This window comes from Achromobacter sp. HZ01 (assembly GCF_003267925.1).
GTDB lineage: Bacteria > Pseudomonadota > Gammaproteobacteria > Burkholderiales > Burkholderiaceae_B > Achromobacter > Achromobacter pulmonis_A.
This window is the reverse complement of record NZ_LWKV01000006.1, coordinates 18,864-41,093: the sequence shown is the minus strand read 5'-3', so window position 1 is coordinate 41,093 and position 22,230 is coordinate 18,864. Positions and strand designations below refer to the sequence as shown.

Annotated in this window: 21 protein-coding genes; 14 read left to right on the top strand and 7 right to left on the bottom strand. The window is 69.0% G+C overall.

Annotation, left to right across the window (positions count from 1 at the left end; genetic code table 11):
• Positions 1–14: 14 nt before the first annotated feature.
• The 5 genes from A6B37_RS23995 to A6B37_RS23975 all read left to right on the top strand — a co-directional run bounded on the left by A6B37_RS23995 (position 15) and on the right by A6B37_RS23975 (position 4,969).
• Positions 15–1,211, top strand: coding sequence for a CaiB/BaiF CoA-transferase family protein (locus A6B37_RS23995; protein WP_102772876.1), 1,197 nt, complete (start codon positions 15–17; stop codon positions 1,209–1,211).
• Positions 1,212–1,239: 28 nt separating this feature from the next.
• The gene (locus A6B37_RS23990) at positions 1,240–2,220 is read left to right on the top strand and encodes a tripartite tricarboxylate transporter substrate binding protein (protein WP_111827105.1); all 981 of its coding nucleotides are present in this window, start codon (positions 1,240–1,242) and stop codon (positions 2,218–2,220) included.
• Positions 2,221–2,311: 91 nt separating this feature from the next.
• Positions 2,312–3,721 (top strand): nodulation protein NfeD, encoded by a 1,410-nt coding sequence (locus tag A6B37_RS23985; RefSeq protein ID WP_111827104.1) that lies wholly within the window; start codon positions 2,312–2,314, stop codon positions 3,719–3,721.
• Between the two features lie 15 nt (positions 3,722–3,736).
• Complete coding sequence (locus A6B37_RS23980) at positions 3,737–4,519, top strand: slipin family protein (protein ID WP_111827103.1); 783 nt, start codon at positions 3,737–3,739, stop codon at positions 4,517–4,519.
• Between the two features lie 66 nt (positions 4,520–4,585).
• On the top strand, positions 4,586–4,969 hold the full coding sequence (locus A6B37_RS23975; protein WP_102772777.1) for a RidA family protein: 384 nt from the start codon (positions 4,586–4,588) through the stop codon (positions 4,967–4,969).
• Positions 4,970–4,984: 15 nt separating this feature from the next.
• Here the strand turns inward: A6B37_RS23975 and A6B37_RS23970 are convergent, their stop codons facing one another.
• Positions 4,985–5,881 carry a LysR family transcriptional regulator gene (locus A6B37_RS23970; protein WP_246842558.1) on the bottom strand — a complete coding sequence of 299 codons (897 nt, stop codon included), beginning with the start codon at positions 5,879–5,881 and terminating at the stop codon, positions 4,985–4,987.
• Between the two features lie 71 nt (positions 5,882–5,952).
• Between A6B37_RS23970 and A6B37_RS23965 the strand changes: the two genes are divergently transcribed.
• The 3 genes from A6B37_RS23965 to A6B37_RS23955 all read left to right on the top strand — a co-directional run bounded on the left by A6B37_RS23965 (position 5,953) and on the right by A6B37_RS23955 (position 8,717).
• On the top strand, positions 5,953–7,200 hold the full coding sequence (locus tag A6B37_RS23965; RefSeq protein WP_111827102.1) for a CoA transferase: 1,248 nt from the start codon (positions 5,953–5,955) through the stop codon (positions 7,198–7,200).
• On the top strand, positions 7,197–7,679 hold the full coding sequence (locus A6B37_RS23960; RefSeq protein WP_102772780.1) for a MaoC family dehydratase: 483 nt from the start codon (positions 7,197–7,199) through the stop codon (positions 7,677–7,679). The genes A6B37_RS23965 and A6B37_RS23960 overlap by 4 nt, the downstream gene beginning before the upstream one ends.
• Before the next feature lie 72 nt (positions 7,680–7,751).
• On the top strand, positions 7,752–8,717 hold the full coding sequence (locus A6B37_RS23955) for a tripartite tricarboxylate transporter substrate binding protein (RefSeq protein ID WP_111827101.1): 966 nt from the start codon (positions 7,752–7,754) through the stop codon (positions 8,715–8,717).
• Between the two features lie 57 nt (positions 8,718–8,774).
• Here A6B37_RS23955 and A6B37_RS23950 read toward each other — a convergent pair whose 3' ends face one another.
• The 5 genes from A6B37_RS23950 to A6B37_RS23930 form a co-directional block, all read right to left on the bottom strand.
• Positions 8,775–9,149, bottom strand: a complete 375-nt coding sequence (locus A6B37_RS23950; protein ID WP_102772781.1) for a tautomerase family protein — start codon at positions 9,147–9,149, stop codon at positions 8,775–8,777.
• Positions 9,150–9,261: 112 nt separating this feature from the next.
• A complete protein-coding gene (locus A6B37_RS23945; protein WP_111827100.1) occupies positions 9,262–10,515 on the bottom strand; it encodes a glycine betaine/L-proline ABC transporter ATP-binding protein in 1,254 nt (417 codons plus the stop codon).
• Positions 10,512–11,369, bottom strand: coding sequence for a proline/glycine betaine ABC transporter permease (locus A6B37_RS23940; RefSeq protein WP_111827099.1), 858 nt, complete (start codon positions 11,367–11,369; stop codon positions 10,512–10,514). The genes A6B37_RS23945 and A6B37_RS23940 overlap by 4 nt, the downstream gene beginning before the upstream one ends.
• Positions 11,370–11,546: 177 nt before the next feature.
• Positions 11,547–12,548 carry an ABC transporter substrate-binding protein gene (locus tag A6B37_RS23935; RefSeq protein ID WP_102772784.1) on the bottom strand — a complete coding sequence of 334 codons (1,002 nt, stop codon included), beginning with the start codon at positions 12,546–12,548 and terminating at the stop codon, positions 11,547–11,549.
• A gap of 440 nt (positions 12,549–12,988) precedes the next feature.
• On the bottom strand, positions 12,989–14,248 hold the full coding sequence (locus A6B37_RS23930; protein WP_102772785.1) for a class I SAM-dependent methyltransferase: 1,260 nt from the start codon (positions 14,246–14,248) through the stop codon (positions 12,989–12,991).
• A gap of 205 nt (positions 14,249–14,453) precedes the next feature.
• Between A6B37_RS23930 and A6B37_RS23925 the strand changes: the two genes are divergently transcribed.
• The 6 genes from A6B37_RS23925 (at position 14,454) to A6B37_RS23900 (ending at position 20,371) form a co-directional block, all read left to right on the top strand.
• Positions 14,454–15,602 (top strand): Bcr/CflA family multidrug efflux MFS transporter, encoded by a 1,149-nt coding sequence (locus A6B37_RS23925; RefSeq protein WP_111827098.1) that lies wholly within the window; start codon positions 14,454–14,456, stop codon positions 15,600–15,602.
• Between the two features lie 309 nt (positions 15,603–15,911).
• The gene (gene rpmB, locus A6B37_RS23920) at positions 15,912–16,148 is read left to right on the top strand and encodes a 50S ribosomal protein L28 (protein ID WP_043541771.1); all 237 of its coding nucleotides are present in this window, start codon (positions 15,912–15,914) and stop codon (positions 16,146–16,148) included.
• A 37-nt stretch (positions 16,149–16,185) separates the two neighbouring features.
• On the top strand, positions 16,186–16,353 hold the full coding sequence (gene rpmG, locus A6B37_RS23915) for a 50S ribosomal protein L33 (RefSeq protein ID WP_003810296.1): 168 nt from the start codon (positions 16,186–16,188) through the stop codon (positions 16,351–16,353).
• 156 nt (positions 16,354–16,509) lie between these two features.
• Positions 16,510–17,733, top strand: coding sequence for an ABC transporter substrate-binding protein (locus A6B37_RS23910; protein WP_210405816.1), 1,224 nt, complete (start codon positions 16,510–16,512; stop codon positions 17,731–17,733).
• Entirely contained in the window at positions 17,733–19,610 is a 1,878-nt protein-coding gene (locus A6B37_RS23905) for an ABC transporter permease (RefSeq protein WP_111827097.1), read from the top strand. The genes A6B37_RS23910 and A6B37_RS23905 overlap by 1 nt, the downstream gene beginning before the upstream one ends.
• Positions 19,607–20,371 (top strand): ABC transporter ATP-binding protein, encoded by a 765-nt coding sequence (locus A6B37_RS23900; protein ID WP_111827096.1) that lies wholly within the window; start codon positions 19,607–19,609, stop codon positions 20,369–20,371. The genes A6B37_RS23905 and A6B37_RS23900 overlap by 4 nt, the downstream gene beginning before the upstream one ends.
• Here A6B37_RS23900 and A6B37_RS23895 read toward each other — a convergent pair.
• Entirely contained in the window at positions 20,328–22,130 is a 1,803-nt protein-coding gene (locus A6B37_RS23895) for a SulP family inorganic anion transporter (protein WP_246842556.1), read from the bottom strand. The genes A6B37_RS23900 and A6B37_RS23895 overlap by 44 nt on opposite strands.
• Between the last annotated feature and the right edge of the window lie 100 nt (positions 22,131–22,230).

The following is a 22,230-nucleotide window of genomic DNA, read 5'->3' as shown; positions in this document are numbered from 1 at the left end:
GGGAGGACACCGCCATGACAGGTCCCCTGGCCGGGCTCAAGGTGCTGGACATCGCCACCGTCCTCGCCGGCCCTTTCGCCGCCACGCTGCTGGCCGATTACGGCGCCGACGTGCTCAAGCTGGAACTGCCGCGCAAGGGCGACGGCATGCGCGCGTTTCCGCCGTTCAAGGACGGCAGGAGCATCTGGTGGAAAACCGCCCAGCGCGGCAAGCGCTTCGGCACGCTGGACTTGCGCGTGCCCGACGGCGTGGCGCTGTTCAAGCAGCTGCTGCCGCAGTTCGACGTGCTGATCGAGAATTTCCGCCCCGGCACGCTGGACCGCTGGGGCCTGACCAAGGAAGTGCTGTGGTCGCTCAGGCCCAACCTGGTCATCCTGCGCGTGACCGGCTTCGGCCAGTCCGGCCCCTACTCGGAGCGCCCCGGCTTCGCCCGGATCTTCGAGGCCATGGGCGGCCTGACCACCGTGACCGGGCATCCCGAGGACGAGCCCATGCACGCGGGCGTGCCGCTGGGCGACTCCATCGGCGGGCTGTTCGGCGCCATCGGCATACTGACCGCGCTGTGGCCGCGCGCGCGCGATCCCGGCCGCCCGGGCGAGGAGATCGACCTCTCGCTCACCGAATGCATCACGCGGCTGCTGGACTTCATGCCCGGCGTGTACCAGCAGCTGGGCACGGTGCCGACCCGCAACGGCAACCGCAGCCCCTACTCCGCGCCCTCGGCCGTCTACCGCACGCGCGACGGCCACTGGGTGTCGATGGCGGGTTCCATCGACTCCATGTTCGCCAACAACTGCCGCGCCATCGGCCGCCCCGAACTGGCGCTGGACCCGCGCTTCGCCGACAACGCCAGCCGGGTGGTGCACGAACAGGAACTCAACCGCGTCTTCATCGAATGGTGCGCGGCCCACGACCTGCAGGACGTGCTGGCCGCCTTCGACCGGGCCAACGGCACGCTGGCGCCGATCTACACCATAGACCAGGTCGTCAAGGACCCCCACGTGGTGGCGCGCCGCTCCATCGTGGAAGTGCCGGACCGCGACTTCGGCATGCTGCAGATGCCCAACGTGGTGCCGCGCTTCACACGCGATCCGACCGAGCCCACGCACGCCGGCGCGGGGCTGGGGCAGGACAACGACGCCATCTACGGCGAGCTGCTGGGCCTGGCGCCGGACCGCATCGCGCAGCTGCGCACCGACGGCGTGATCTGAACGCGCGCCGCGCACAAGGAGACATGACATGCATCATGCAATCCGCCACACCGCGTTGACGATGGCCGCCGCGGCGGCGCTGGGCCTTGCCGGCGCCGCCGCGGCCGGCGCCTATCCCGAACAGCCGGTGCGGCTGATCGTGGCCTACCCCGCGGGCGGCGCGGTGGACGGCGCCGCCCGCATCCTGGCCGAACGGCTGGGCGCCGTGTGGGACCAGCCCGTCATCGTGGAGAACCGGCCCGGCGCGTCCGGGCGCATCGGCGTGGCGCTGGCCGCCAAAAGCCCGCCCAGCTACACGCTGGTGGCCGTCACCAACTCCACCATCAACGAACAGCTGGGCCGCGAGACGGCCGGCGCGCCGTCGTCGGCGGCCGGCCTGCTGCCGGTCTCCACGCTATTCACCACGCCGGTGGCGCTGCTGGTCAACCGCCAGGCGGTCCCGGCCGACACGCTGGCGCAGTACGTCGCGATGGCGCGCGACAAGCCGGGCGCGATCAGCTTCGGCTCCAGCGGGGAAGGCACCACCACGCATTTCTTCGGCGAACTGCTCAAGCGCGACAAGCAGATCGACATCACCCACGTGCCCTTCGCCGGCGAGGGCCCGAACCTCACCGGGCTGCTGGGCGGCCACGTGGGCAGCGCCTTTCTCAGCGCCTCGGGCGCCACCAAGGCTGCCCAGACCGGCAAGACGCAGGTGCTGGCCGTGACCACGCCGGGCGGCTCGCCGCTGCTGCCCGGCGTGCCCAGTTTCGCGCAGCTGGGCGTCGCCGGGCTGGACCGCGACACCTGGGTCGGCCTGTATGCGCCCGCGGGCACGCCGCAGCCGGTGCTGGACCGCGTCGCCCAGGCGGTATCGGACGCGCTGTCCTCGCCGGCGGTGCGCGAGCGCTATGCGCAGCTGGGCCTGATCGCGGAAGGCGGCAGTCCGCAGGACCTCGCGCGGCGCATGGAAGATGACCGCCAGTACTGGACGCAGGCGGTGCAGCGCACGGGGATCACCTTGCGCTAGTCTCTGAATCGCGTAGTGGAAGTGGTACTCTGGACACAGCCGGCCGGGCGCCGCGCCGCCCGCCCCCCGGAGCAACCAGGAGGAATCCGCCATGGCCTCCCCGATCCAGAGCCTGATCTGCGCAACACGCAGGCTGTGCGGCCTCGCCGCGCTGCTGGCGGCGGCCGTGCTCGGCGCCACGGCCGCGATCGCCGCGCCCCCCGCCGACTCGCGCAGCGCCGTGGTGCTGACCCTGGACGGCATCGTCGGCCCCGCCACGGCGGACTACCTGGTCCGCGGACTGGCCGCCGCGCGCGAACAGAACGCGGCCGCGGTAGTGCTGCGCATCGACACCCCCGGCGGGCTGGACGCCTCGATGCGCGACATCATCCGCGCGATCCTGGCCTCGCCGGTTCCCGTGATCGCCTACGTGGCGCCCAACGGCGCGCGCGCCGCCAGCGCCGGCACCTACATTCTTTACGCCAGCCATCTGGCGGCGATGGCGCCGGCCACCAACCTGGGCGCGGCCACGCCGATCTCGCTGGGCGGCAGCCCGCCGCGTCCGGCCGAGCCGCCCGCCGGCAAGCCTGAGGCGGGCGCCGACAAGGCCCCGCCCCAGCCCGCCCGTGACGCCAGCGAATCCAAGGCCATCAATGACGCCGTGGCCTACATACGCGCGCTGGCCGCGCTGCGAGGACGCAATGCCGACTGGGCCGAGCAGGCGGTGCGTTCGGCCGCCAGCCTGTCGGCCGGCGAGGCCCGCGCGCAGAACGTGGTGGACCTGATCGCCGACGACCTGCCCGACCTGCTGGACAAGGCCGACGGGCGCAGCGTGCGGGTCGGCAACAACGAAGTCACGCTGCACACCCGCGGGCTGGCGCTGCAGGAGCGCGAACCCGACTGGCGCACCCGGATACTGAGCGCGATCACCAATCCCAACCTGGCGCTGATGCTGTTGATGGTGGGCGTCTACGGGCTGATCTTCGAATTCATGAGCCCGGGCGCGCTCTACCCCGGCGTGGTCGGCGCGATCTGCCTGCTGGTGGGCCTGTACGCGCTGTCGGCGCTGCCGCTGAGCTACGCCGGCGCGGCCCTGGCGCTGCTGGGCATCGTGCTGATGGTGGCCGAGATCTTCACGCCCTCGCTGGGCGCGCTCGGCATCGGCGGCGCGGTCTCGTTCGTGCTGGGCGCGCTGCTGCTGGTCGACACCGATACGCCGGCCTACGAGGTCTCGCTGCCGCTGGTGGCCGGCGTGGCCGTCGCCAGCCTGGGCATGACCTTTCTGATCGGCCGGCTGGCGCTGCGCTCGCGCCGCGCGCCGGTGGTCAGCGGCGTGGACGCGCTGATCGGCCGGCGCGTGCAGGTCCTGAGCTGGAACGGCGCGCAGGGCTATGTCATGGCCGAGGGCGAACGCTGGCGCGCGCAGGGGCCCGCCGGCCTGGCCGCCGGCGATCCGGTGGTGATCGAATCCGCGCAGGGGCTGACCCTGCGCGTGCGGGCCGATGCCGGCGCGCCGCATTGACGACAGGAGTCTGCCATGTTGATGAACCTTGCTTTCTACGGTCCCATTCTGGTGCTGGCGCTGGCGCTGTTCGCTGCGTCCGTGCGCATCCTGCGCGAGTACGAGCGCGGCGTGATCTTCACGCTGGGCCGCTTCACCGGCGTCAAAGGGCCCGGGCTGATCCTGATGATCCCCGTGGTCCAGCAGATGGTGCGGGTGGACCAGCGCGTGGCGGTGTTCGACGTGCCCACCCAGGACGTGATCTCGCGCGACAACGTCTCGGTCAAGGTCAACGCCGTCATCTACTTCCGCGTCATCGATCCGGAGCGCTCCGTGATCCAGGTGGAGAACTTCCGCCAGGCCACCAGCGAACTGGCGCAGACCACGCTGCGCTCGGTGCTGGGCAAGCACGACCTGGACGAAATGCTGTCCGAGCGCGACAAGCTCAACAACGACGTACAGGAAATCCTGGATTCGCAGACCGACGCCTGGGGCATCAAGGTGGCCAACGTGGAGATCAAGCACATCGACCTGAACGAAGGCATGGTGCGGGTCATCGCGCGCCAGGCCGAAGCCGAGCGCGAGCGGCGCGCCAAGGTCATCCACGCCGAGGGCGAGGAGCAGGCCGCGCAGATGCTGCTCAACGCCGCGCGCACGCTGGCGCAGCAGCCGGAGGCCATGCAGCTGCGCTACCTGAGCACGCTGGCCATGATAGGTGCGCAGAACAATTCGACCATCGTGTTTCCCTTCCCCACCGAGCTGGGGCAGGCGCTCAAGGGCCTGGTCCAACAGGCGCAGGATCGGCAGCCGCCCGCCTGAATCGGCTAGCATCGGGGCGGCCGGCCGCCCGCGCCGGCCAACTTCCACCCAACCAGGAGACCTTCGATGACACGCCGCGCATTTTCCAGTGACCGCACACCGCCGCCGGCCGGCACCTACAGCGTCGCCGTCCAGGCCCAGGGCCTGGTCTTTCTTTCGGGCCAGACCCCGCGCGACGTCCACAACGTGCGCCACGGCGACAAGCCCTTCGCCGAGCAGGCGCGCATGGCGCTGGACAATCTCCAGGCGGCGGCCGAGGCGGCCGGCCTGTCGCTGCACGACGCGGTCAAGGTCAACGTGTTCCTGAAGAACCCGGCCGACGCCAAGGAATTCGACGCGATCTACGCCGGCTACGTCGGCGATCCTGCGCCGGCCCGCACGCTGACCCAGTCCAACTTCGCCGGCTTCGACATCGAGGTCGACGCCATCCTGGCGGCCCGCCAGGGCTGACCCGCGCCCGCCGCCTCAGGCGGCGAGCGCCAGCATGCTGTCGCGCAGCCGCAGCACGGCGGCGCACGAGGTGTCTCGGTGCGTCACCAGCGACAGCGACAGCGCGCCGCGCGCATCGGCATCGGCCAGCGGCACGAAGGCCACGTGCGGCGTGGAATACGCCCGCGTCACCCCGGGCACCAGCGCCAGGCCCAGGCCGCTGGCCACCAGGCTGACCAGCGTCTGCACCTGGATCGCCACCTGGCTGACGCGCGGCGAAAAGCCGGCCTTGCGGCACAGCGCCAGCGCCACGCCGTGCAGGCCAGGCACCTTGAGCGGCGAATACAGTACGAAGTTTTCGGCGCGCGCCCGCTCCAGGCGCACCGGCCCGCCGGCGGCCAACGGATGCCCGGCGGGCACCGCCAGGATCAGGTCGTCGCGCTCCACCACCCACGAGTCCAGCGACTCGTCCTCCTCCAGCGGCCCGCGCACCAGGCCGGCGTCGATGTCGTTGGCGCGCAGCATGCCCACCAGCCCGATAGTGCTGTCCTCGCGCAGGTCCAGCTGCAGGTCCGGATACTGGGCGCGGAACTGCGGCAGGCAGCGCGGCAGCAGCATGTAGGTGGCCGATCCCACGAAACCCAGCCGCAGCAGGCCCCATTCGCCCAGCGCCACGCGGCGCGCAGCCTGGCGCGCCTGTTCGGAGTGGAACAGCGCCCGGCGCGCGTCGGCCATCAGGGCCTGGCCGGCCGGCGTCGGGGTCACGCCCTTGGCGCCGCGCACCAGCAGCGGCACGCCCACCGCGTGTTCCAGCTTCTGGATCGAGACCGACAGCGCCGGCTGCGCGATGTGCAGCACGTCGGCGGCGCGCCGGTAGCTGCCCAGCTCCGCGATGGTCACGAACTGCCGCAGCTGGCGTAGATCGATAGCCATAACAAATTCCATATCACCCAATACCTAAGCCATATTAGACGCGTATGCGCGGGGCCGATAGCATTTCCCCCATGACTGCTACCCCTCTCTCCCAAACCCGCGCGCTGGGCGGCGTGCGCGTCCTGGACCTCAGCTCCGTGGTGTTCGGCCCCTATGCCTCGCAGATACTGGCCGACTACGGCGCCGACGTGGTCAAGGTCGAGGCCCCGGCCGGCGACTCCACGCGCCGCACCGGCCCGGCGCAGGAGCCGGGACTGGCCGCCATCTTCCTGGGCCTGAACCGCAACAAGCGCAGCATCGTGCTGGACCTGAAGCAGCCGTCGGCGCGCGAGGCGCTGCTGGCGCTGGCGGACCAGGCCGACGTGCTGATGCACAGCATGCGTCCCGCCAAGATGGAGGCGCTGGGGCTGGGCCCCGAAACCTTGTGCGCGCGCAACCCGCGGCTGGTGTATGCGGGGCTGTACGGCTTCGGCGCGGGCGGCGCCTACGACGGGCGCCCGGCGTATGACGACATTATCCAGGGGCTGTCGGGCCTGGCCGACCTGGTCGACCGCCAGACCGGCACGCCGCGCTACCTGCCCACGGTGGCGGCCGACAAGACCTGCGGCCTGGTCGCCGCGCACGCCATCCTGGCCGCCCTTTTCCAACGCGAGCGCACCGGCCGGGGCCAGCAGCTGGAAGTGCCCATGTTCGAAAGCATGGCCTCGTTCGCGCTGGTCGAGCACTACTACGGCAGGCATCTGCGCGACGAGCCCGGCGAGGCCGGCTATCCGCGCGCGCTGACGCCCAACCGCCGGCCCTGCCGCACGGCCGACGGCCATATCTGCCTGATGCCCTACACCGACGCGCACTGGCGCGGCTTCTTCATCGCCGCCGGCCGCCCGGACCTGGCCGAAGACCCGCGCTTCGCCGACATCTCGGCCCGCACCCGGAACATCGAGGCGCTGTACGAACTGCAGGCCGGGATCGTGGCCGCGCACGACACGGCCTACTGGCTGGCGCTGTGCGAGCGCCTGGAGATCCCGGCCGCACGCATCAACCGGCTGCAGGACCTGGAGAACGATCCGCACCTGCAAAGCGTGGATTTCTTCGTGCCGCTGGAAAGCGCCTGCGGCAGCCGCTACCGCTTTGTGCGCAATCCCGTGCGCATGCAGCATTCCCAGGTGCCGCCGGCGATGCCGCCGCGCCTGGGCGAACACACGCGCGAGGTGCTGCGCCAGGCCGGCCTGGACGACGCCCGCATCGACGCGCTCCTGGAAACCGGCGCTGCCCGCGACGCGCTTTCCGCAACCCTCGACGACAGCAAGGAACCCGCATGACCGCTGACCAAAACCGCGCCGCCCCCGCGCAGCTCGGACTGGGCTATTACTGGCAGGACCTGGCCGTGGGCCAGCGCTTCCATACCTTCCGCCGCACGGTGACCGAAACCGACATCGTGAACTTCATCAGCGCGACCGGCATGCTGGAAACCATCTTCATCGACGCGACCTACGCGCAGGGCGCCATCCAGGGCCGCCCCGCCCCCGGCGCGCTGACCTACGCCCTGATCGAAGGGCTGATCCTGCAGGGCATGGTGCAGGGCACCGGGCTGGCGCTGCTGGAAGTGCACAAGAAAATGCTGGCCCCCGTGGTGGCGGGCGACACCATCTGGGCGGAGGTCGAAGTGACCGAGGTGCGGCCCACGTCCAAGCACAACCGCGCCATCGTCACGTCCGCCATCGAGGTCCGCAACCAGCACGGCAAGCCGGTCATGAGCTACACCGCCACCCGCATGCTGGCGGGCCGGCCCGCCGCCTGATCCCCCGTAATCCACAGCGCCCCGCAGAGGGCGCGGCCCGGCGCCATTCTCATAAGCACAAGGAGACAAGACATGAAAAAAGCATTGCTGGCGGGCGGCTTCGCCCTGTTGGCGCTGACCGGCGCGGGCAGCGCCCAGGCCGCCTGGCCCGAGCGGCCCGTCACCATGGTGGTGCCCTTCCCGCCCGGCGGCCCCACCGACCTGGTCGCGCGCGTGCTGGCCAAGCAGCTCACCGACCAGCTGGGCCAGACCGTCGTGGTCGAGAACAAGGGCGGCGCCAACGGCAATATCGGCATGCAGTACGCGGCCGCCGCCAAGCCCGACGGCTATACGGTGCTGTACAACACCTCGTCCATCGCGCTCAGCCCCAACCTCTACCGCTCGCTGGCCTTCGACCCGATCAAGGACTTCACGCCGGTCTCGTCCACCGCGGTCATCCCGCTGGTGCTGCTGGTGCATCCCTCGGTGCCGGTGAAGAACACGCAGGACTTCGTGCAATACGCGCGCCAGCATCCGGGCAAGCTGTCTTACGGCTCGGCGGGCGCGGGCAACGTGACCCACCTGGGCGCGCTGTTGCTGCTGCGTTCGCTGGACATCGACGCGGTGCACGTGCCCTACCGCGGCAGCGCGCCGGCCATGACCGATCTGGTCGGCGGGCAGGTGCAGTTGATGACGAATACGCTGAACGATTCGCTGGGCTTCGTCCGCGAGGGCAAGCTGCGCGCCCTGGCCGTGACCAGCAGCGCACGCAGCGACCAGCTGCCGGACGTGCCCACCGTGGCGGAGACGGTGGCGCCGGGATTCTCGATGGGCGCCTGGCAGGGCGTGGTGGTGCCGGCCGGCACGCCGGCGCCGGTGGTGGAAAAGCTGAACGCCGAAATCCGCCGCGCGCTGCAATCGCCCGAAATGCAGAAGCAGCTCAAGGCGCAAGGCGCGCAGACGCTGGGCTCCACGCCCGAGGAATATGCCGCTTACATCAAAAGCGAGATCGCGCGGTGGGGCGAGGTGGTCAAGGCGGCCAACGTGAAGCTGGATTGACGGGGATCAGAAAGTACGCCCCGCCGCCGGGCCGCCCCAAGGCGGGGCAGCCCCCCCTTACCGGCCTGCAGCTTTGGCGCTGATGCCGTTGGCGACGCCCATGTCGACCTTCGGCACATCGCGGATCACCACGCGCACCTCGTCGCCCGACATGTCCACGGTCGAGCAGACTGCCTGGTTCAGCGCGGCCATCAGGGCGGCCTTCTTGGCCTCGTCGCGGCCCTCGATCATGTCCACGTCCACGCGCGCCATGCGCTTGCCGATCTCGCCGGCCACGATCACGTGTTCCGCGGGCACTTCCTGCAGCACGATGCGCACGCTGGTCTCGGGCGCGGCCAGGCTTTCGGCGACGGCGCGCGACGCGGCCTTCAGCAGCGCGGTTTTCTGGGAGGCCGAATGGCCTTGCATGATCTGGACATTCAAAAAGGGCATGATGGTTTCCGAAGTTCCGAATGAGGACGGGCCGGAAAATCCGGCCCGTCGCTCATGATATCCGGACTTTGCCCGCGCCGCGGCCGCGATCCGGATACGGGTCTACCCTGATTCAGGCGGCCTGGTCGCGGCGCTCCGGCTCGGGTTCGGCCTGCGGTGCCGCCTCGGCGTCGGCCGGCGCCGGCGTATCGGCCAGGGCCGGCGTGACCAGCTCCACGACCTTCTTGCGCGACAGCATGCCGATGAACTCGTCGTCCTCGCCGGTCACGGCCACGGGCTGGTCGCTGTGGACCAGCTGGGCCAGCACTTCGCCCAGGCCCGCGGTGGCGGGCACGGAGGCCAGGTCCTCGACGTAGCGCGAGACGTCGCGCACGCCGTCGGCGATGGCGCGCTCGGCGGCCTCGGCCGTCAGCACGCCCGCCAGGCGCTTGCCGTCCAGCACCGGCGCGTACTCGTAGTCCAGCGCGCGCATGCGGTCCATGGCGTGCGCGGGGCGCGAACGCATGGTCAGGGTCAGGCGCGCCGGGTTCACGGCGTGCGTGGCGTTCAGCACCTTGGTGCGGTTCACGTCCTGCAGGAACGACTGCACGTAATCGTTGGCCGGGTTCAGCAGAATGTCCTCGGGCGTGCCTTCCTGCACCAGCTCGCCGTCCTTGAGGATGGCGATGCGGTTGCCCAGGCGCAGGGCCTCGTCCAGGTCGTGCGTGATGAACACGATGGTCTTGTTGAGCTTGGCCTGCAACTGCAAGAGCTGGTCCTGCATCTCGCGGCGGATCAGCGGGTCCAGCGCCGAGAAGGCTTCGTCCATCAGTAGGATTTCGGCGTCGGTGGCCAGCGCCCGGGCCAGGCCCACGCGCTGCTGCATGCCGCCGGACAGCTGGTGCGGATACTGGTTCTCGAAGCCCGACAGGCCCACCTGGTCCAGCCATTCGCGGGCGCGCTGCTCGCGCTCGGCGCGGCCCACGCCCTGCACGGTCAGGCCGTAGGCGGCGTTGTCCAGCACGGTGCGGTGCGGGAACAGGCCGAAGCGCTGGAACACCATGCTCATCTTCTTCTGGCGGAAGACTTCAAGGTCGCGCTTGTTCAGGCTCACCACGTCCACGCCGTCGACCAGGATGTGGCCGGCGCTGGGCTCGATCAGGCGGTTGAAGTGGCGGATCAGCGTGGACTTGCCGGAACCCGACAGGCCCATGATGACGTAGATGCTGCCTTCTTCGATGGACAGGCTGATGTCGCGCAGGCCCAGCGTATGGCCGCTTTCGGCCAGCAGCTGTTCCTTGCTCATGCCGTTCTGGGCGGCCTGCAGCCATTTCTTCGGGTGCGGCCCGAAAATCTTGTAGATGTTCTTGACCTCGATCTTGCTCATCGCTGGCCTCCCTTGCGCATGCGCTGTCCATACGATTGCGTGATCCGGTCGAACAGCACGGCCAGCACCACGATGCCCAGGCCCGCGAGCAGGCCGCGGCCCACTTCCAGGCGGTTGATCCCGAGCAGCACTTCATAACCCAGGCCGCGCGCGCCGATCATCGAGGCGATCACCACCATGGACAGCGCCATCATCGTCGTCTGGTTGATGCCCGCCATGATGTTGGGCAGCGCCAGCGGCAATTGCACGCCGAACAGCTGCTGGCGCGGATTGGCGCCGAAGGCGCGCGAGGCCTCCAGCACTTCGCGGTCGACCAGGCGGATGCCCAGGTCGGTCAGGCGGATCAGCGGCGGCACGGCGTAGATGACGGTGGCGATGATGGCGGGGATCTTGCCCAGGCCGAACAGCATCACCACGGGAATAAGGTACACGAAGCTGGGCATGGTCTGCATCACGTCCAGCACCGGCAGCATGCCGGAACGCAGCCAGTTGACGCGCGCCATCAGCACGCCCAGCGGGATGCCGATAAGCACGGACAGGCCGGCGGCCATGATCATCAGCGCCAGCGTCTGCATGCCGGCGTCCCACAGGCCCAGCACGCCGATCACGCACAGCAGCAGGCCCATCGCCAGGCTCAGGCCGATGCGGCGGCTCACGCCCCAGGCGATGGCCACGGTGACCAAGGCCACGGCCCACCACGGCGAGCTGCGCAGCAGCTGCTCCAGCCACACCAGCGCGTGCAGGACGGGCTGGGACATTTTTTCCAGCGTATCCGCGTAGTTGGTGACCAAATGATCGACGAAACCGTCGATCGCCCCCCGGACCTGCCGGGCGGGAATAATTTCAGGAAACATTCGTTCTACTCCATTCTGGCGCGCTCGCCGCCCGCATCGAAGCCGCGCATGGCGGCGGCAGACGGGGCGAAGACACCAAGAGGCCCGCGGGGCGGGAGCCGTCCGCCAGGCCGGCGGCACGGCAGACCGGCCCGGGAGCGGGCCGGTGCGCGCCTCGGCGGCGCGCAGCCAGGGTGTTTACAGCGCGCTTTGGACGCGCCCGGCAACGTCGGCAGGCACCCATTTGGTCCAGACGTCGGGCTTGTTCTTCAGGAACCACTTGGCCACGGCGCCGGACTCGTCGCCGGACTCTTCCATGTGGGCCAGGGTCTCGTTGATCACGGGCAGCGGCACCGACACCTTGGACAGGAATTCGGTGAGCTTGGGGGCCTCCTCCGAGAACTTGGTGTTTACGGCCGTGAAAACGGGATTGTCGGGATAGGCGCTGGGCTGGGGATTGGCGCACTTGGGCGCGGTCAGGCACTTGTGCTTTTCCGCGTCATAAGGCGGCAGCTCCAGTTTGACCAGGTCCATGGAGCCGACCAGCGGCGTGGGCGACCAGTAGTAGAAAACGACGTTCTGCTTGCGCTTGTAGGCCGACATCAGGGCCGCCTTCTGCGCCGCGCCCGTGCCGGGCGAATACAAGGTGTAGGTGTCGTCCAGCTTGAGCGCATGGAACAGGTTGGTGCTGGTCACTTCGCAGCCCCAGCCCGCCGGGCAGCCGTAGAAGCGACCCTTGCCGGGCTCTTCCGGGTCCTTGAACTCGTCCTTGAACTTCGGCAGGTCGGCCGCGGACTTCAGTTCCGGCAGGCGCTCGGCCGTGTAGCGCGGGATGTACCAGCCTTCGGCGCCCATGTAGAGCTCGCCGACGCGCTTGACCTTGCCGGTCTTCTCGGCGCGCTCCCAGGGAGCGGCCACGCTGTTCAGCCAGATTTCGGTGTTGATGTCCAGGTCGCCGCGCTCGAGCGCGGCCAGGGCGGGCAGGGTCTCGGTGGGCAGGGTTTCGGTCTTGCAACCGTAGCCCTTTTCCATAATGAATCGTTCGACGTCGACCAGGACCAGGTTGGATTCCCAGTTCATGGCGCCGAAGTTGACGGGGCGCTTGAGTTCGCACTGAGGCGCGTCGGCGGCCTGGGCCGAACCGGCGAATGCAAAGAACACGGCCGCGGCGACCAGAGTCTTGACAGGGGTGAAACGCATTGGCTTTTGCCTCCATAGGTTCAGGGACACACGCCGGGCCAGGCCCGTGGGTGCCATGGAGCTAAGGGGGTTGTGCGGAAGACGGGCAGAACCGCCAATACAAACCGACACTAGCAACAAGACCGTCCGCGAGGGTGCGGGATCTTGCAAGACAGGAGCTTCAAAAACGCGGTTTTTGAAAACCCACAGAAAGTGAACAAACTGAACGAAGAAGCGAGCATCTTAAACGAAATTGCCGCTCAACCCAAGCCCCGCCCCGAACAAAACAGATACATTTCAGGAAAAACGCCCCCGGGATAACCCGGAGTCCGCAGGGGTAAGCCGCCGGTTTTCCCTGGGAAATTCTGTCCGAAGTGTAAGGTTTCATTTAGTAAAGAATATATTCCTATTAATACATTCATGCCTTTTCCGGAGCGACCAAAACGCCGTTTGCGCGCCGCTCAACGTTCCTGGTACATGTAATCGCGGCGCCACGGATAGGCCAGGTCGGCCGGATCGTCGAGTTCGTCGGCGCGTCCGCCGGCCGGCGGCTGGGCCAGCACCTGGTGCAGCGCGATCCAGCCGTGCTCGAAGCCCATGGCGCAGCCCGCCAGGTAGAGCCGGTAGGCCCGCAGCGAGCGTTCGCCCTGCGGCCCCGACAGTATCTGCGCGGCTTCGGGCAGGCGCGCCTCCAGTGCGTCGCTCCAGGCCCACAGGGTGCGCGCGTAGTGCGGGCGCAGGTTTTCGACGTCCACCTCTTCCAGCCCGCCGTTGGTCAGGGTTTCCAGCACCACGCTGATGTGGGTCAGCTCGCCGCCGGGGAAGATGTACTTCTCGATGAATTCGCCCATGCCGTTGCCGAGTTCGGCGTTGTAGACCCCGGCCGCGGTGATGCCGTGGTTCATGATCAGCCCGCCGGGCTTGAGCAGGCGGCGCAGCTTGGCGAAATAGGACTCCAGTTGCGCCCGGCCGACGTGCTCGAACATGCCGACCGACGCGATCTTGTCGTAGGGGACGGATTCGTCCAGCTTGCGGTAGTCGAGCAGCTCCATGCGCACCCGCCCGCCCAGGCCTTTTTCCTCGATCAGGCGGCTGACATGGGCGTGCTGGTTGCGCGACAGCGTGATGCCGGTGGCGTCCACGCCATAGTTTTCGGCGGCCCACAACAGCAGGCCGCCCCAGCCCGCGCCCACGTCCAGGAAACGCTCGCCCGGCCGCAGGCGCAGCTTGCGGCAGATATGGTCGAGCTTGGCTTCCTGGGCCTGGGCCAGCGTCATGTCGGGACGGCGGTAATAGGCGCAGGAATACACCCGGCGCGGGTCCAGCCACAGCGCGTAGAACTCGTCGGACAGGTCGTAGTGGAATTCGATCTGCTTGGCGTCGCGCTCCACCGAGTGGCGCCACACCGACATGACCTTGCGCACCAGCTCGGTCAGCCAGCCGCCGCGGGCCGCGTCCACCGGCGACCCCGGCAGCAGCGCCGCGGCCGCGGCCATGACGTCGCGCATATTGCCTTCGATGTCGATGCGGCCTTCGACGTAGTCCTGTCCAAGAATGCCGACGGCGCCTTCGGCCAGGTGGGCCAGCGCCGCCTTGTCGTGGGCCACGAAACGGACCCGCGGCTCGGGGGCCCCCAGCACGGCGCCGTCGGGCAACACCAGCTGGACGGTCACGGGCAAGGCCTGCAGCTTGCGTTCCACTACAGACAACAAAGGATTCACGGCTACTCCCCTGGATGCGTACGGACCTCGACGACTTTATCGGAAAAAAGCTGACACTTGAGTGTAAGGTGGCCCGTGATACAGTCTGTGATTTGGTCCAAAACGCGCAACAAACCGCATCGGTGCCCTCTCCCGCGCGTAGAAGTGATCCCCCATGCCCCCATCTGACTCTTTCCGCAGCGGCCTGCCCGGCTGGCTAATCCTCATGGGCGCGCTGACGGCCATCGGCCCGTTCGCCATCGACATGTACCTGCCCGCGTTCCCCACGATCGCGGCCAACCTGGGCGTGCCCCGCGGCGACGTCGAGCGCACGCTGGCGGCCTACCTGATCGGACTGGCGATGGCCCAGGTCTTCTACGGCCCGATGGCCGACCGCTACGGCCGCAAGCCGCCGCTGCTGGTGGGCCTGGCGCTGTTCATGGTGGCCTCGCTGGGCTGCGCGCTGTCCGGGTCGGTCGAGGCGCTGACCGGCTGGCGCGTGGTGCAGGCCATGGGCGGCGCCGCCGGCATCGTGATCCCGCGCGCGGTCATCCGCGACCACTACGACACCCATGAGGCCGCCCGCGCGCTGTCGCTGCTGATGCTCATCATGGGCCTGGCCCCCATACTGGCGCCGCTGGTCGGCGGCCAGCTGCTGGCCATCGCCAGCTGGCGCAGCCTGTTCTGGGTGATGCTGGCCGGCGGGGCCATGCTGATGTTCGCGGTCCTCAAGATCATGAAGGAATCGCTGGCGCCCGAACGCGCCGTGCCGCTGCGCTGGAGCACCATCCTGCGCAATTACCGCGACCTGTTCGCGCATCGCGGCTTCATGGCCCACAGCCTGGCCGGCGGCTTCGGCCAGGCCGGCATGTTCGCCTACATCATCGGCTCGCCGCGCGTGTTCATCGAACTCTACGGCGTGCCGCCCCAGTACTACGGCCTGCTGTTCGGCACCAACGCGCTCTCGCTCATCGTCTGCTCGCAGATCAGCGCCCGCCTGCTGCGCAGCTACACGCCGCGGCAGCTGCAGCGCCGCGCCCTGACCTCGCTGGCCTGCGCCAGCCTGGCGGCGGTGGCGCTGACGCTGGCCGGCTGGATGACGCTGCCGCTGCTGATGCTGTGCCTGATCACCTATATGGGCAGCCAGGGCTTCGTCAATCCCAATTCGGCCGCGCTGGCGCTGGCCGACCAGGGCAAGCGCCTGGGCGCCGCCTCGGCGATGCTGGGCACGCTGCAATTGTCCTGCGGCGCGCTGGCCGGCTTCGCGGTCAGCGCCTGGCAGGCCGACAGCGCCCTGCCCCTGACCGCCACGCTGGCGGCCTGCGCCTGCCTGTCCTGGTTGTCCGGCCGCGTGGCGCAAATGCACACCCGCTAAGCTGGCTGCTTGATTTATTTGGGTTTTTCGTATTAGAATCTTTGTCTTCATACGAAGTTTCCCGTGCAGGACTACTATGCTTTGTAGTTCAGCACTCTGACCCCAACCGCGTAGCGCCAGACTGGAATTTGGAAAACCCCGAAATCCAGTCTCCGCGGGTGGCAGGCAGCGGGTATAAGCACAGGGCCAGGCCGCAAGGCTGGCTCTCATCCACTAAGACTGGGTGGCCGGCAATTCAGCCCGGCGGCGAAACCCACGTCAGCCTCCCTCGAGCGATACGCGCCAAGAACGACACTAAGAGGTGCATCCATGGCACGCGTATGCCAAGTGACCGGCAAAGGCCCGATGGTGGGCAACAATGTTTCGCACGCGAACAACAAGACCAAGCGTCGCTTCCTGCCCAACCTGCAATCGCGCCGGTTCTGGGTTGAAAGCGAAAACCGCTGGGTCCGCCTGCGTGTTTCGGCCAAGGCCATCCGCACGATCGACAAGAACGGCATCGACGCCGTCCTGGCCGAAATGCGTGCCCGCGGCGAAATCGCCTAATCGGCCCTCCCGCCAATCTACATACTAGGAGCACGACATGGCCAAAGGTATCCGCGAAAAGATCAAGCTCGAGTCGACCGCCGGCACGGGTCATTTCTACACGACCACCAAGAACAAGCGCAACATGCCCGAGAAGATGCTGATCAAGAAGTTCGATCCCGTCGCTCGCAAGCACGTCGACTACAAGGAAACCAAGCTGAAGTAATTCAGCCGGTATCCCGGAAGACCCCGAAAGGCCCTGCAATGCAGGGCCTTTTTTTCCATCCGGCGACCGCGTTGTTGCGGCACGGCGAAAACACATGCTTCAATTGGGCCGCCGCCCCCGCCCGCGGGGTCCGATCCCTCGAACGCGATATCTGCCATGCTCCGTCCCTGCCTTACCCTGTTGCGCCGCGCGCTGGCGCCGGCCCTGCTGGCCCTGGCGCTGACCCCGATCGCCAGCGCCAAAGACAAGGAGCCCCCGATCCGCATCGGCGAGATCAACAGCTACAAGGCGATCCCGGCTTTCCTCGGCCCCTACAAGAAAGGCTGGCAGCTGGCGCTGGAGCAGGTCAATGCCGGCGGCGGCGTGCTGGGCCGCAAGCTGGAAGTCATCTCGCGCGACGACAACGGCAATCCCGGCGATTCGGTGCGCGCCGCGCAGGAACTGCTGGCGCGAGAGAAGGTGGAGCTGCTGTTCGGCGGCTTCCTGTCCAACACCGGCCTGGCGCTGACCGACTTCGCCAAGCAGCGCCAGGTGTTCTTCCTGGCGGCCGAGCCGCTCACCGACAAGATCACCTGGCAGGACGGCAACCGCTACACCTACCGGCTGCGCCCCTCCACGTGGATGCACGTGGCGGCGCTGGCCCCCAAGGCGCTGGCGCTGCGCAAGAAGCGCTGGGCCATCGTCTATCCCAACTATGAATACGGGCAGTCGGCCGTGGCCACGTTCAAGGCCATGATGAAGGCCTTCCAGTCCGACGTGGAATTCGTGGCCGAGCAGGCCGTGCCGCTGGGCAAGGTCGACGCCGGCGCCGTGGTGCAGGCGCTGGCCGACGCCAAGCCGGACGCGATCTTCAACGTGCTGTTCGCGGCCGACCTCACCCGCTTCGTGCGCGAAGGCAATACGCGCGGCCTGTTCGAGAACCGCGCCGTGGTGTCGGTGCTGTCGGGCGAGCCCGAGTACCTGGAGCCGCTGGGCGCCGACGCCCCGACCGGCTGGATCGTCACCGGCTATCCCTGGTATGCCATCGACACCCCGGCCAACACGGCCTTCGTCGAGGCCTACAAGAAGCGCTACAACGAAACGCCCAAGGTGGGCTCGGTCGTGGGTTACGCCTCGCTGATGTCCATCGCCGAAGGCCTGAAGGCCGCCGGCAGCGTGGACACCGAAAAGCTCGTGGACGCGTTCGCCGGCCTCAAGGTCGACACGCCCTACGGCCAGATCCACTACCGCAAGATCGACCATCAATCGACCATGGGCGTCTACGTGGGCACGACCGCGGTGGAGGACGGCAAGGGCGTCATGAAGGACTTCTCCTACATCGACGGCGCCCGCCTGCAGCCGCCCGACGAGCAGGTCCGCAAGATGCGCCCGGCGCCCTGATGAGCCTTTCCGGGCTGCTGCTGCAGCTGCTCAACGGCCTGGCCGACGCCAGCGCGCTGTTCCTGGTGGCGGCCGGGCTGTCGCTGATCTTCGGCGTGACCCGGGTGGTGAATTTCGCCCACGGCTCGTTCTACATGCTGGGCATCTACCTGGCCTGGACCTTCACCGGCTATTTCGGCGACGGCGCCGGCTACTGGGCCGGCCTGCTGCTGGCCGCGCTGGCCACGGGCCTGATCGGCGCGGCCGCCGAATGGCTGGTGCTCAAGCGCCTGTACCAGGCCCCCGAACTGTTCCAGCTGCTGGCCACCTTCGCGCTGGTGCTCATCATCGGCGACGCCGCGCTGGCGATCTGGGGCCCGGAGGATCTGTTCTCGGCCCGCGCGCCGGGCCTGTCCGGCGCGGTGCAGATCCTGGGGCGCCGCTATCCCGAATACGACCTGCTGCTGATCGCCGCCGGCCCGGTGGTACTGGGCCTGCTGTGGCTGCTGCTGATGCGCACGCGCTGGGGCCGGCTGCTGCGCGCGGCGGCGGAAAACCGCCGCATGCTGGCCGCGCTGGGGGTGAACCAGGCGTGGCTGTTCACCTCGGCCTTCACGCTGGGCGCCTTCCTGGCCGGCCTGGGCGGCGCGCTGGCCGCGCCGCGCGTGCCCGCCACGCTGGGGCTGGACCTGGAGATCATCGCCAGCGCCTTCGTGGTCGTGGTGGTGGGCGGCCTGGGTTCGATACCCGGCGCCTTCCTGGCGGCGCTGCTGATCTGTTCGGTCAAGGCCGTGTTCGTGTTCCTGGGCCAGGTGCAGATCGGCCCGTGGGTCTTCAACCTGTCCAAGCTCACGCTGCTGGCCGAGTTCGCCGTGATGGCGGTGGTGCTGGTGGCGCGACCCTGGGGCCTGCTGGGCCAGCCGCCCGCGCCCTCGTCGCAGGCCGTCGCCCCCGAGCGCCCGATCGCGCCGGCCGGCCGCCGGCTGCGGCGGGCCTACGGCCTGCTGCTGGTCCTGCTGGCGCTGGCGCCGGTGGCCGCCCTGCAATGGCCGTACTTCGGCATCCTGCTGACCGAAATCCTGATCGCCGCGCTATTCGCCGCCAGCCTGCATTTCCTGACGGGGCTGGCCGGCATGACGTCCTTCGGCCACGCGGCCTGGTTCGGCCTGGGCGCCTACGGCGCGGCGCTGCTGCTGAAGCTGGCGGCCGTGCCGATGGAGGCGGCGCTGCTGCTCGGCCCCTTCGCCGCGGCCTTCGGCGCGCTGCTGTTCGGCTGGTTCTGCGTGCGCCTGTCGGGCGTGTACCTGGCGATGCTGACGCTGGCGGTGGCGCAGATCCTGTGGGCGCTGGCCTATCAATGGGACGACGTGACCGGCGGCAGCAACGGGCTGATCGGCCTGTGGCCGTCGGCCTGGCTGTCGCAGGGCCCGTGGTTCTATTACCTGACGCTGGCGCTGTGCGCCGGCGGCATCTGGTGGCTACGCCGGCTGGCGTTCTCGCCGCTGGGCTATGCGCTGCGCGGCGTGCGCGATTCGTCGCTGCGCGCCGAGGCGCTCGGCATGGACGCGCGGCGCCTGCAATGGGCGGGCTTCGTGGCGGCCTCGCTCGCCGCCGGCATGGCCGGCTCGCTCTATGCGTTTTCCAAGGGCAGCATCGCCCCCGACGTGCTGGCCGTGAGCCGTTCGGTGGACGGCCTGGTGATGGTGCTGCTGGGCGGCCTGCACACGCTGGCCGGCCCCCTGGTGGGCGCGGCGTCCTACACCTGGCTGCAGGACGCCGCCGCGCGCAGCACCGAGTACTGGCACGCGGTGCTGGGCCTGGCCATCCTGGTCCTGGTGCTGGCCTTCCCCGAAGGCCTGGCGGGCGCGGCGACGCGCCTGCGCGGGAGGCGCGCATGAGTTCGGCTCCGCTGCTCCAGGTGCGCGGGCTGCGCAAATCGTTCGGCGGCATCGAGGCGCTGGCGGACGTGTCCTTCACGCTGGAAGCCGGCCGCATGCTGGCCCTGATCGGCCCCAACGGCGCCGGCAAGTCCACCTGCTTCAACGTGCTGGGCGGCCAGTTGCGGCCGGACGCCGGCTCGGTCCTGCTCGACGGCCGCGAGCTGGTGGGCCTGTCGGCCCGCCGGATCTGCCGGCTGGGCGTGGGCCGCAGCTTCCAGACGGCCGAGACCTTCCGCTCCATGACCGTGCTGGAAAACGTGCAGACGGCGCTGCTGTCGCGCGACCGGCTGCTCTTCAACCCCTGGCGCCGCGCCGGCCGCCACGCGGTCGACGAAGCCCTGACGCTGCTGTCGCAGGTACAGATGGCCGACAAGGCGGCCGCGCCCTGCGGCACGCTGGCCTATGGCGAGGTCAAGCGGGTCGAGCTGGCGATGGCGCTGGCGCACCGGCCGCGCCTGCTGCTGATGGACGAGCCCACCGCCGGCATGGCCGCCAACGAGCGCCACGCGCTGATGCGCCTGACCCGCCAGCTGGCCGACACCCGGCGCATCGCGGTGCTGTTCACCGAGCACAGCCTGGACGTGGTGTTCAAGCATGCCGACCGCATCGCCGTGCTGGTGCGCGGCGGCCTGCTGGCCGAAGGCGCGCCGGCCGATATCGCGGCCGACGAACGGGTCAAGGCCGCGTATCTTGGGACGGAGGCGCCCCAGCCGGGCTAGCGTCGGGCTGCTGGCATTCCCAGAAGATCCGGGCCTTGCAGCCGGCGCAGACGGAACGGTCGAGCCTGGCGTAGATGCTGCTCAGCGCCGTGGCCTTGTCGGGAAACACGTGGTCCTCGCCCAGGCGCTCCAGAAAGCCGGTGCGCCGCCACATGGCCAGCACCTCGGGCCGCGGCCGGTGGAAATACAGGTCGCCCCCCATCGCCCGGCGCGCGGCCAGCTCGTCTTCCCAGACCTGGGCGCCGGCCATGTCGATGAAGTTCATGCTCTTGGCCATCACCAGCAGGTGGCGCGGCGCGTCGGGCGCGGCGCGCAGCTCGTGCAGGCGCTGCGCCACGTGCGTGGCCGCGCCGAAGTACACCGAGCCCTCCATGCGCAGCAGCTTGAGCTGCGGGCATTCGGGCAGCGCGTCCTCGGCATGTTCCAGCACCACGAAGCGGCGCTGCGGCCCGCGCGAGTCGAAGCCCATGGAACGCATCGCCGGGCGCGAGGTGCGGTGCAGGTAGACCATCAGCGACAGCACCGTGCCCAGCAGGATCGCCACTTCCATGCGGATGGTGATGGTGGCCGCCAGGGTCGCGGCGGCGATGATGCATTCATTGCGCTGCGTGCGGATCAGCAGGCGCCAGCGCGGGATGTCCAGCAGGGTCCAGGCCACCAGCAGCAGCAGCCCCGAAATGGCCGCATGGGGGATGCGGGCCAGCAGCGGCGCCGACACGGCCACCAGCGCCATCAGCAGCAGCGCCGAGAACACCGAGGCCAGCGGCGTCTTGGCGCCGGCCTCGTAGTTGGGCACCGAACGGTTCAGGGAACCGCAGGACAAATAGCAGGAAAAGAATCCGCCCGCGATGTTGGAAAGCCCCTGCCCCACGAATTCGCGGTTCGCGTCGATGCGCTGGCCCGAGCGCGTAGCCACGGCCTTGGCGATGGAGATCGATTGCGCCAGGGCCACGATGGTCAGCGCGAAGGCCAGGCTCAGCAGGTCGGGCAGCACGCGCCAGTCCACGCTGGGCACGTGAAACGGCGGCCAGGGCTGGGCGATGGCGCCCAGCACGGATACCGGCTGGCCTTCGGTCAGCGCATTGAACGCCGCGGCCGCCAGCGTGCCCGCCGCCAGGCCGGCCAGCATGAAGGGCTTGCGCTTATCCAGCTTGCGCACCAGCATGGCCACCGCCAGCGTCACCAGCGTCACCAGCACCGCGCCCACATGCGCCTGTCCGATATTGGCGCCCAGGCTGGCCAGCAGCGCGCCGGTGCCGTGCGAATCGGGCGCGGGCAGCCCCAGCGCGTCTTTCAGCGCGTGCACCGCGATCAGCAAGGCCGCGCCGCTGGTGAAGCCGAACAGCGCCGACGGCGAAATGAAGTGCGCCAGCGACCCCAGCCTTAGCGTGCCCACCAGCCACTGCATCACGCCGACCAGCACCGTCACGGCCAGCGCCAGTTCGATGTAGCCCGGACTGCCGGCCGCGGCCAGCGGCGTCAGCACCGCGAACAGCGCCAGCGAATTGGCGTTGGTGGGACCGGACATGACGTGGCGGCTGGAACCGAAGAGCGCGGCCACGATACAGGGCACGATGGCCGAATACAGGCCGTATTCGGGAGGCAGGCCGGCCAGCATGGCGAACGCCACGCCCTGCGGCAGCACCAGCAGCGCGCCCAGCAGGCCCGCCGCCGCATCCGCGCGCAAGGTTTGCGCGTCCACCTCATCCACCCACGAACCGAACAACCGGCGCGCGGCTTGCTTGCCCCCCTGCATCATTCTTTGTCTACCCTCGGACATCGTTCTTTGCCCCGGCCGATCATGCGTCTCCCCCCGAGGCAGGGGCGTCTAGCGTAAACCCTCGCGCCGGCTTGCGCAA

Coding starts and splice junctions, on each gene's coding strand:
- A6B37_RS23995 (WP_102772876.1), top strand. CDS start 15: ATGACAGGTCCCCTGGCCGGGCTCAAGGTGCTGGACATCGCCACCGTC.
- A6B37_RS23990 (WP_111827105.1), top strand. CDS start 1,240: ATGCATCATGCAATCCGCCACACCGCGTTGACGATGGCCGCCGCGGCG.
- A6B37_RS23985 (WP_111827104.1), top strand. CDS start 2,312: ATGGCCTCCCCGATCCAGAGCCTGATCTGCGCAACACGCAGGCTGTGC.
- A6B37_RS23980 (WP_111827103.1), top strand. CDS start 3,737: ATGTTGATGAACCTTGCTTTCTACGGTCCCATTCTGGTGCTGGCGCTG.
- A6B37_RS23975 (WP_102772777.1), top strand. CDS start 4,586: ATGACACGCCGCGCATTTTCCAGTGACCGCACACCGCCGCCGGCCGGC.
- A6B37_RS23970 (WP_246842558.1), bottom strand. CDS start 5,881: ATGGCTATCGATCTACGCCAGCTGCGGCAGTTCGTGACCATCGCGGAG.
- A6B37_RS23965 (WP_111827102.1), top strand. CDS start 5,953: ATGACTGCTACCCCTCTCTCCCAAACCCGCGCGCTGGGCGGCGTGCGC.
- A6B37_RS23960 (WP_102772780.1), top strand. CDS start 7,197: ATGACCGCTGACCAAAACCGCGCCGCCCCCGCGCAGCTCGGACTGGGC.
- A6B37_RS23955 (WP_111827101.1), top strand. CDS start 7,752: ATGAAAAAAGCATTGCTGGCGGGCGGCTTCGCCCTGTTGGCGCTGACC.
- A6B37_RS23950 (WP_102772781.1), bottom strand. CDS start 9,149: ATGCCCTTTTTGAATGTCCAGATCATGCAAGGCCATTCGGCCTCCCAG.
- A6B37_RS23945 (WP_111827100.1), bottom strand. CDS start 10,515: ATGAGCAAGATCGAGGTCAAGAACATCTACAAGATTTTCGGGCCGCAC.
- A6B37_RS23940 (WP_111827099.1), bottom strand. CDS start 11,369: ATGTTTCCTGAAATTATTCCCGCCCGGCAGGTCCGGGGGGCGATCGAC.
- A6B37_RS23935 (WP_102772784.1), bottom strand. CDS start 12,548: ATGCGTTTCACCCCTGTCAAGACTCTGGTCGCCGCGGCCGTGTTCTTT.
- A6B37_RS23925 (WP_111827098.1), top strand. CDS start 14,454: ATGGGCGCGCTGACGGCCATCGGCCCGTTCGCCATCGACATGTACCTG.
- rpmB (WP_043541771.1), top strand. CDS start 15,912: ATGGCACGCGTATGCCAAGTGACCGGCAAAGGCCCGATGGTGGGCAAC.
- rpmG (WP_003810296.1), top strand. CDS start 16,186: ATGGCCAAAGGTATCCGCGAAAAGATCAAGCTCGAGTCGACCGCCGGC.
- A6B37_RS23910 (WP_210405816.1), top strand. CDS start 16,510: ATGCTCCGTCCCTGCCTTACCCTGTTGCGCCGCGCGCTGGCGCCGGCC.
- A6B37_RS23905 (WP_111827097.1), top strand. CDS start 17,733: ATGAGCCTTTCCGGGCTGCTGCTGCAGCTGCTCAACGGCCTGGCCGAC.
- A6B37_RS23900 (WP_111827096.1), top strand. CDS start 19,607: ATGAGTTCGGCTCCGCTGCTCCAGGTGCGCGGGCTGCGCAAATCGTTC.
- A6B37_RS23895 (WP_246842556.1), bottom strand. CDS start 22,130: ATGATGCAGGGGGGCAAGCAAGCCGCGCGCCGGTTGTTCGGTTCGTGG.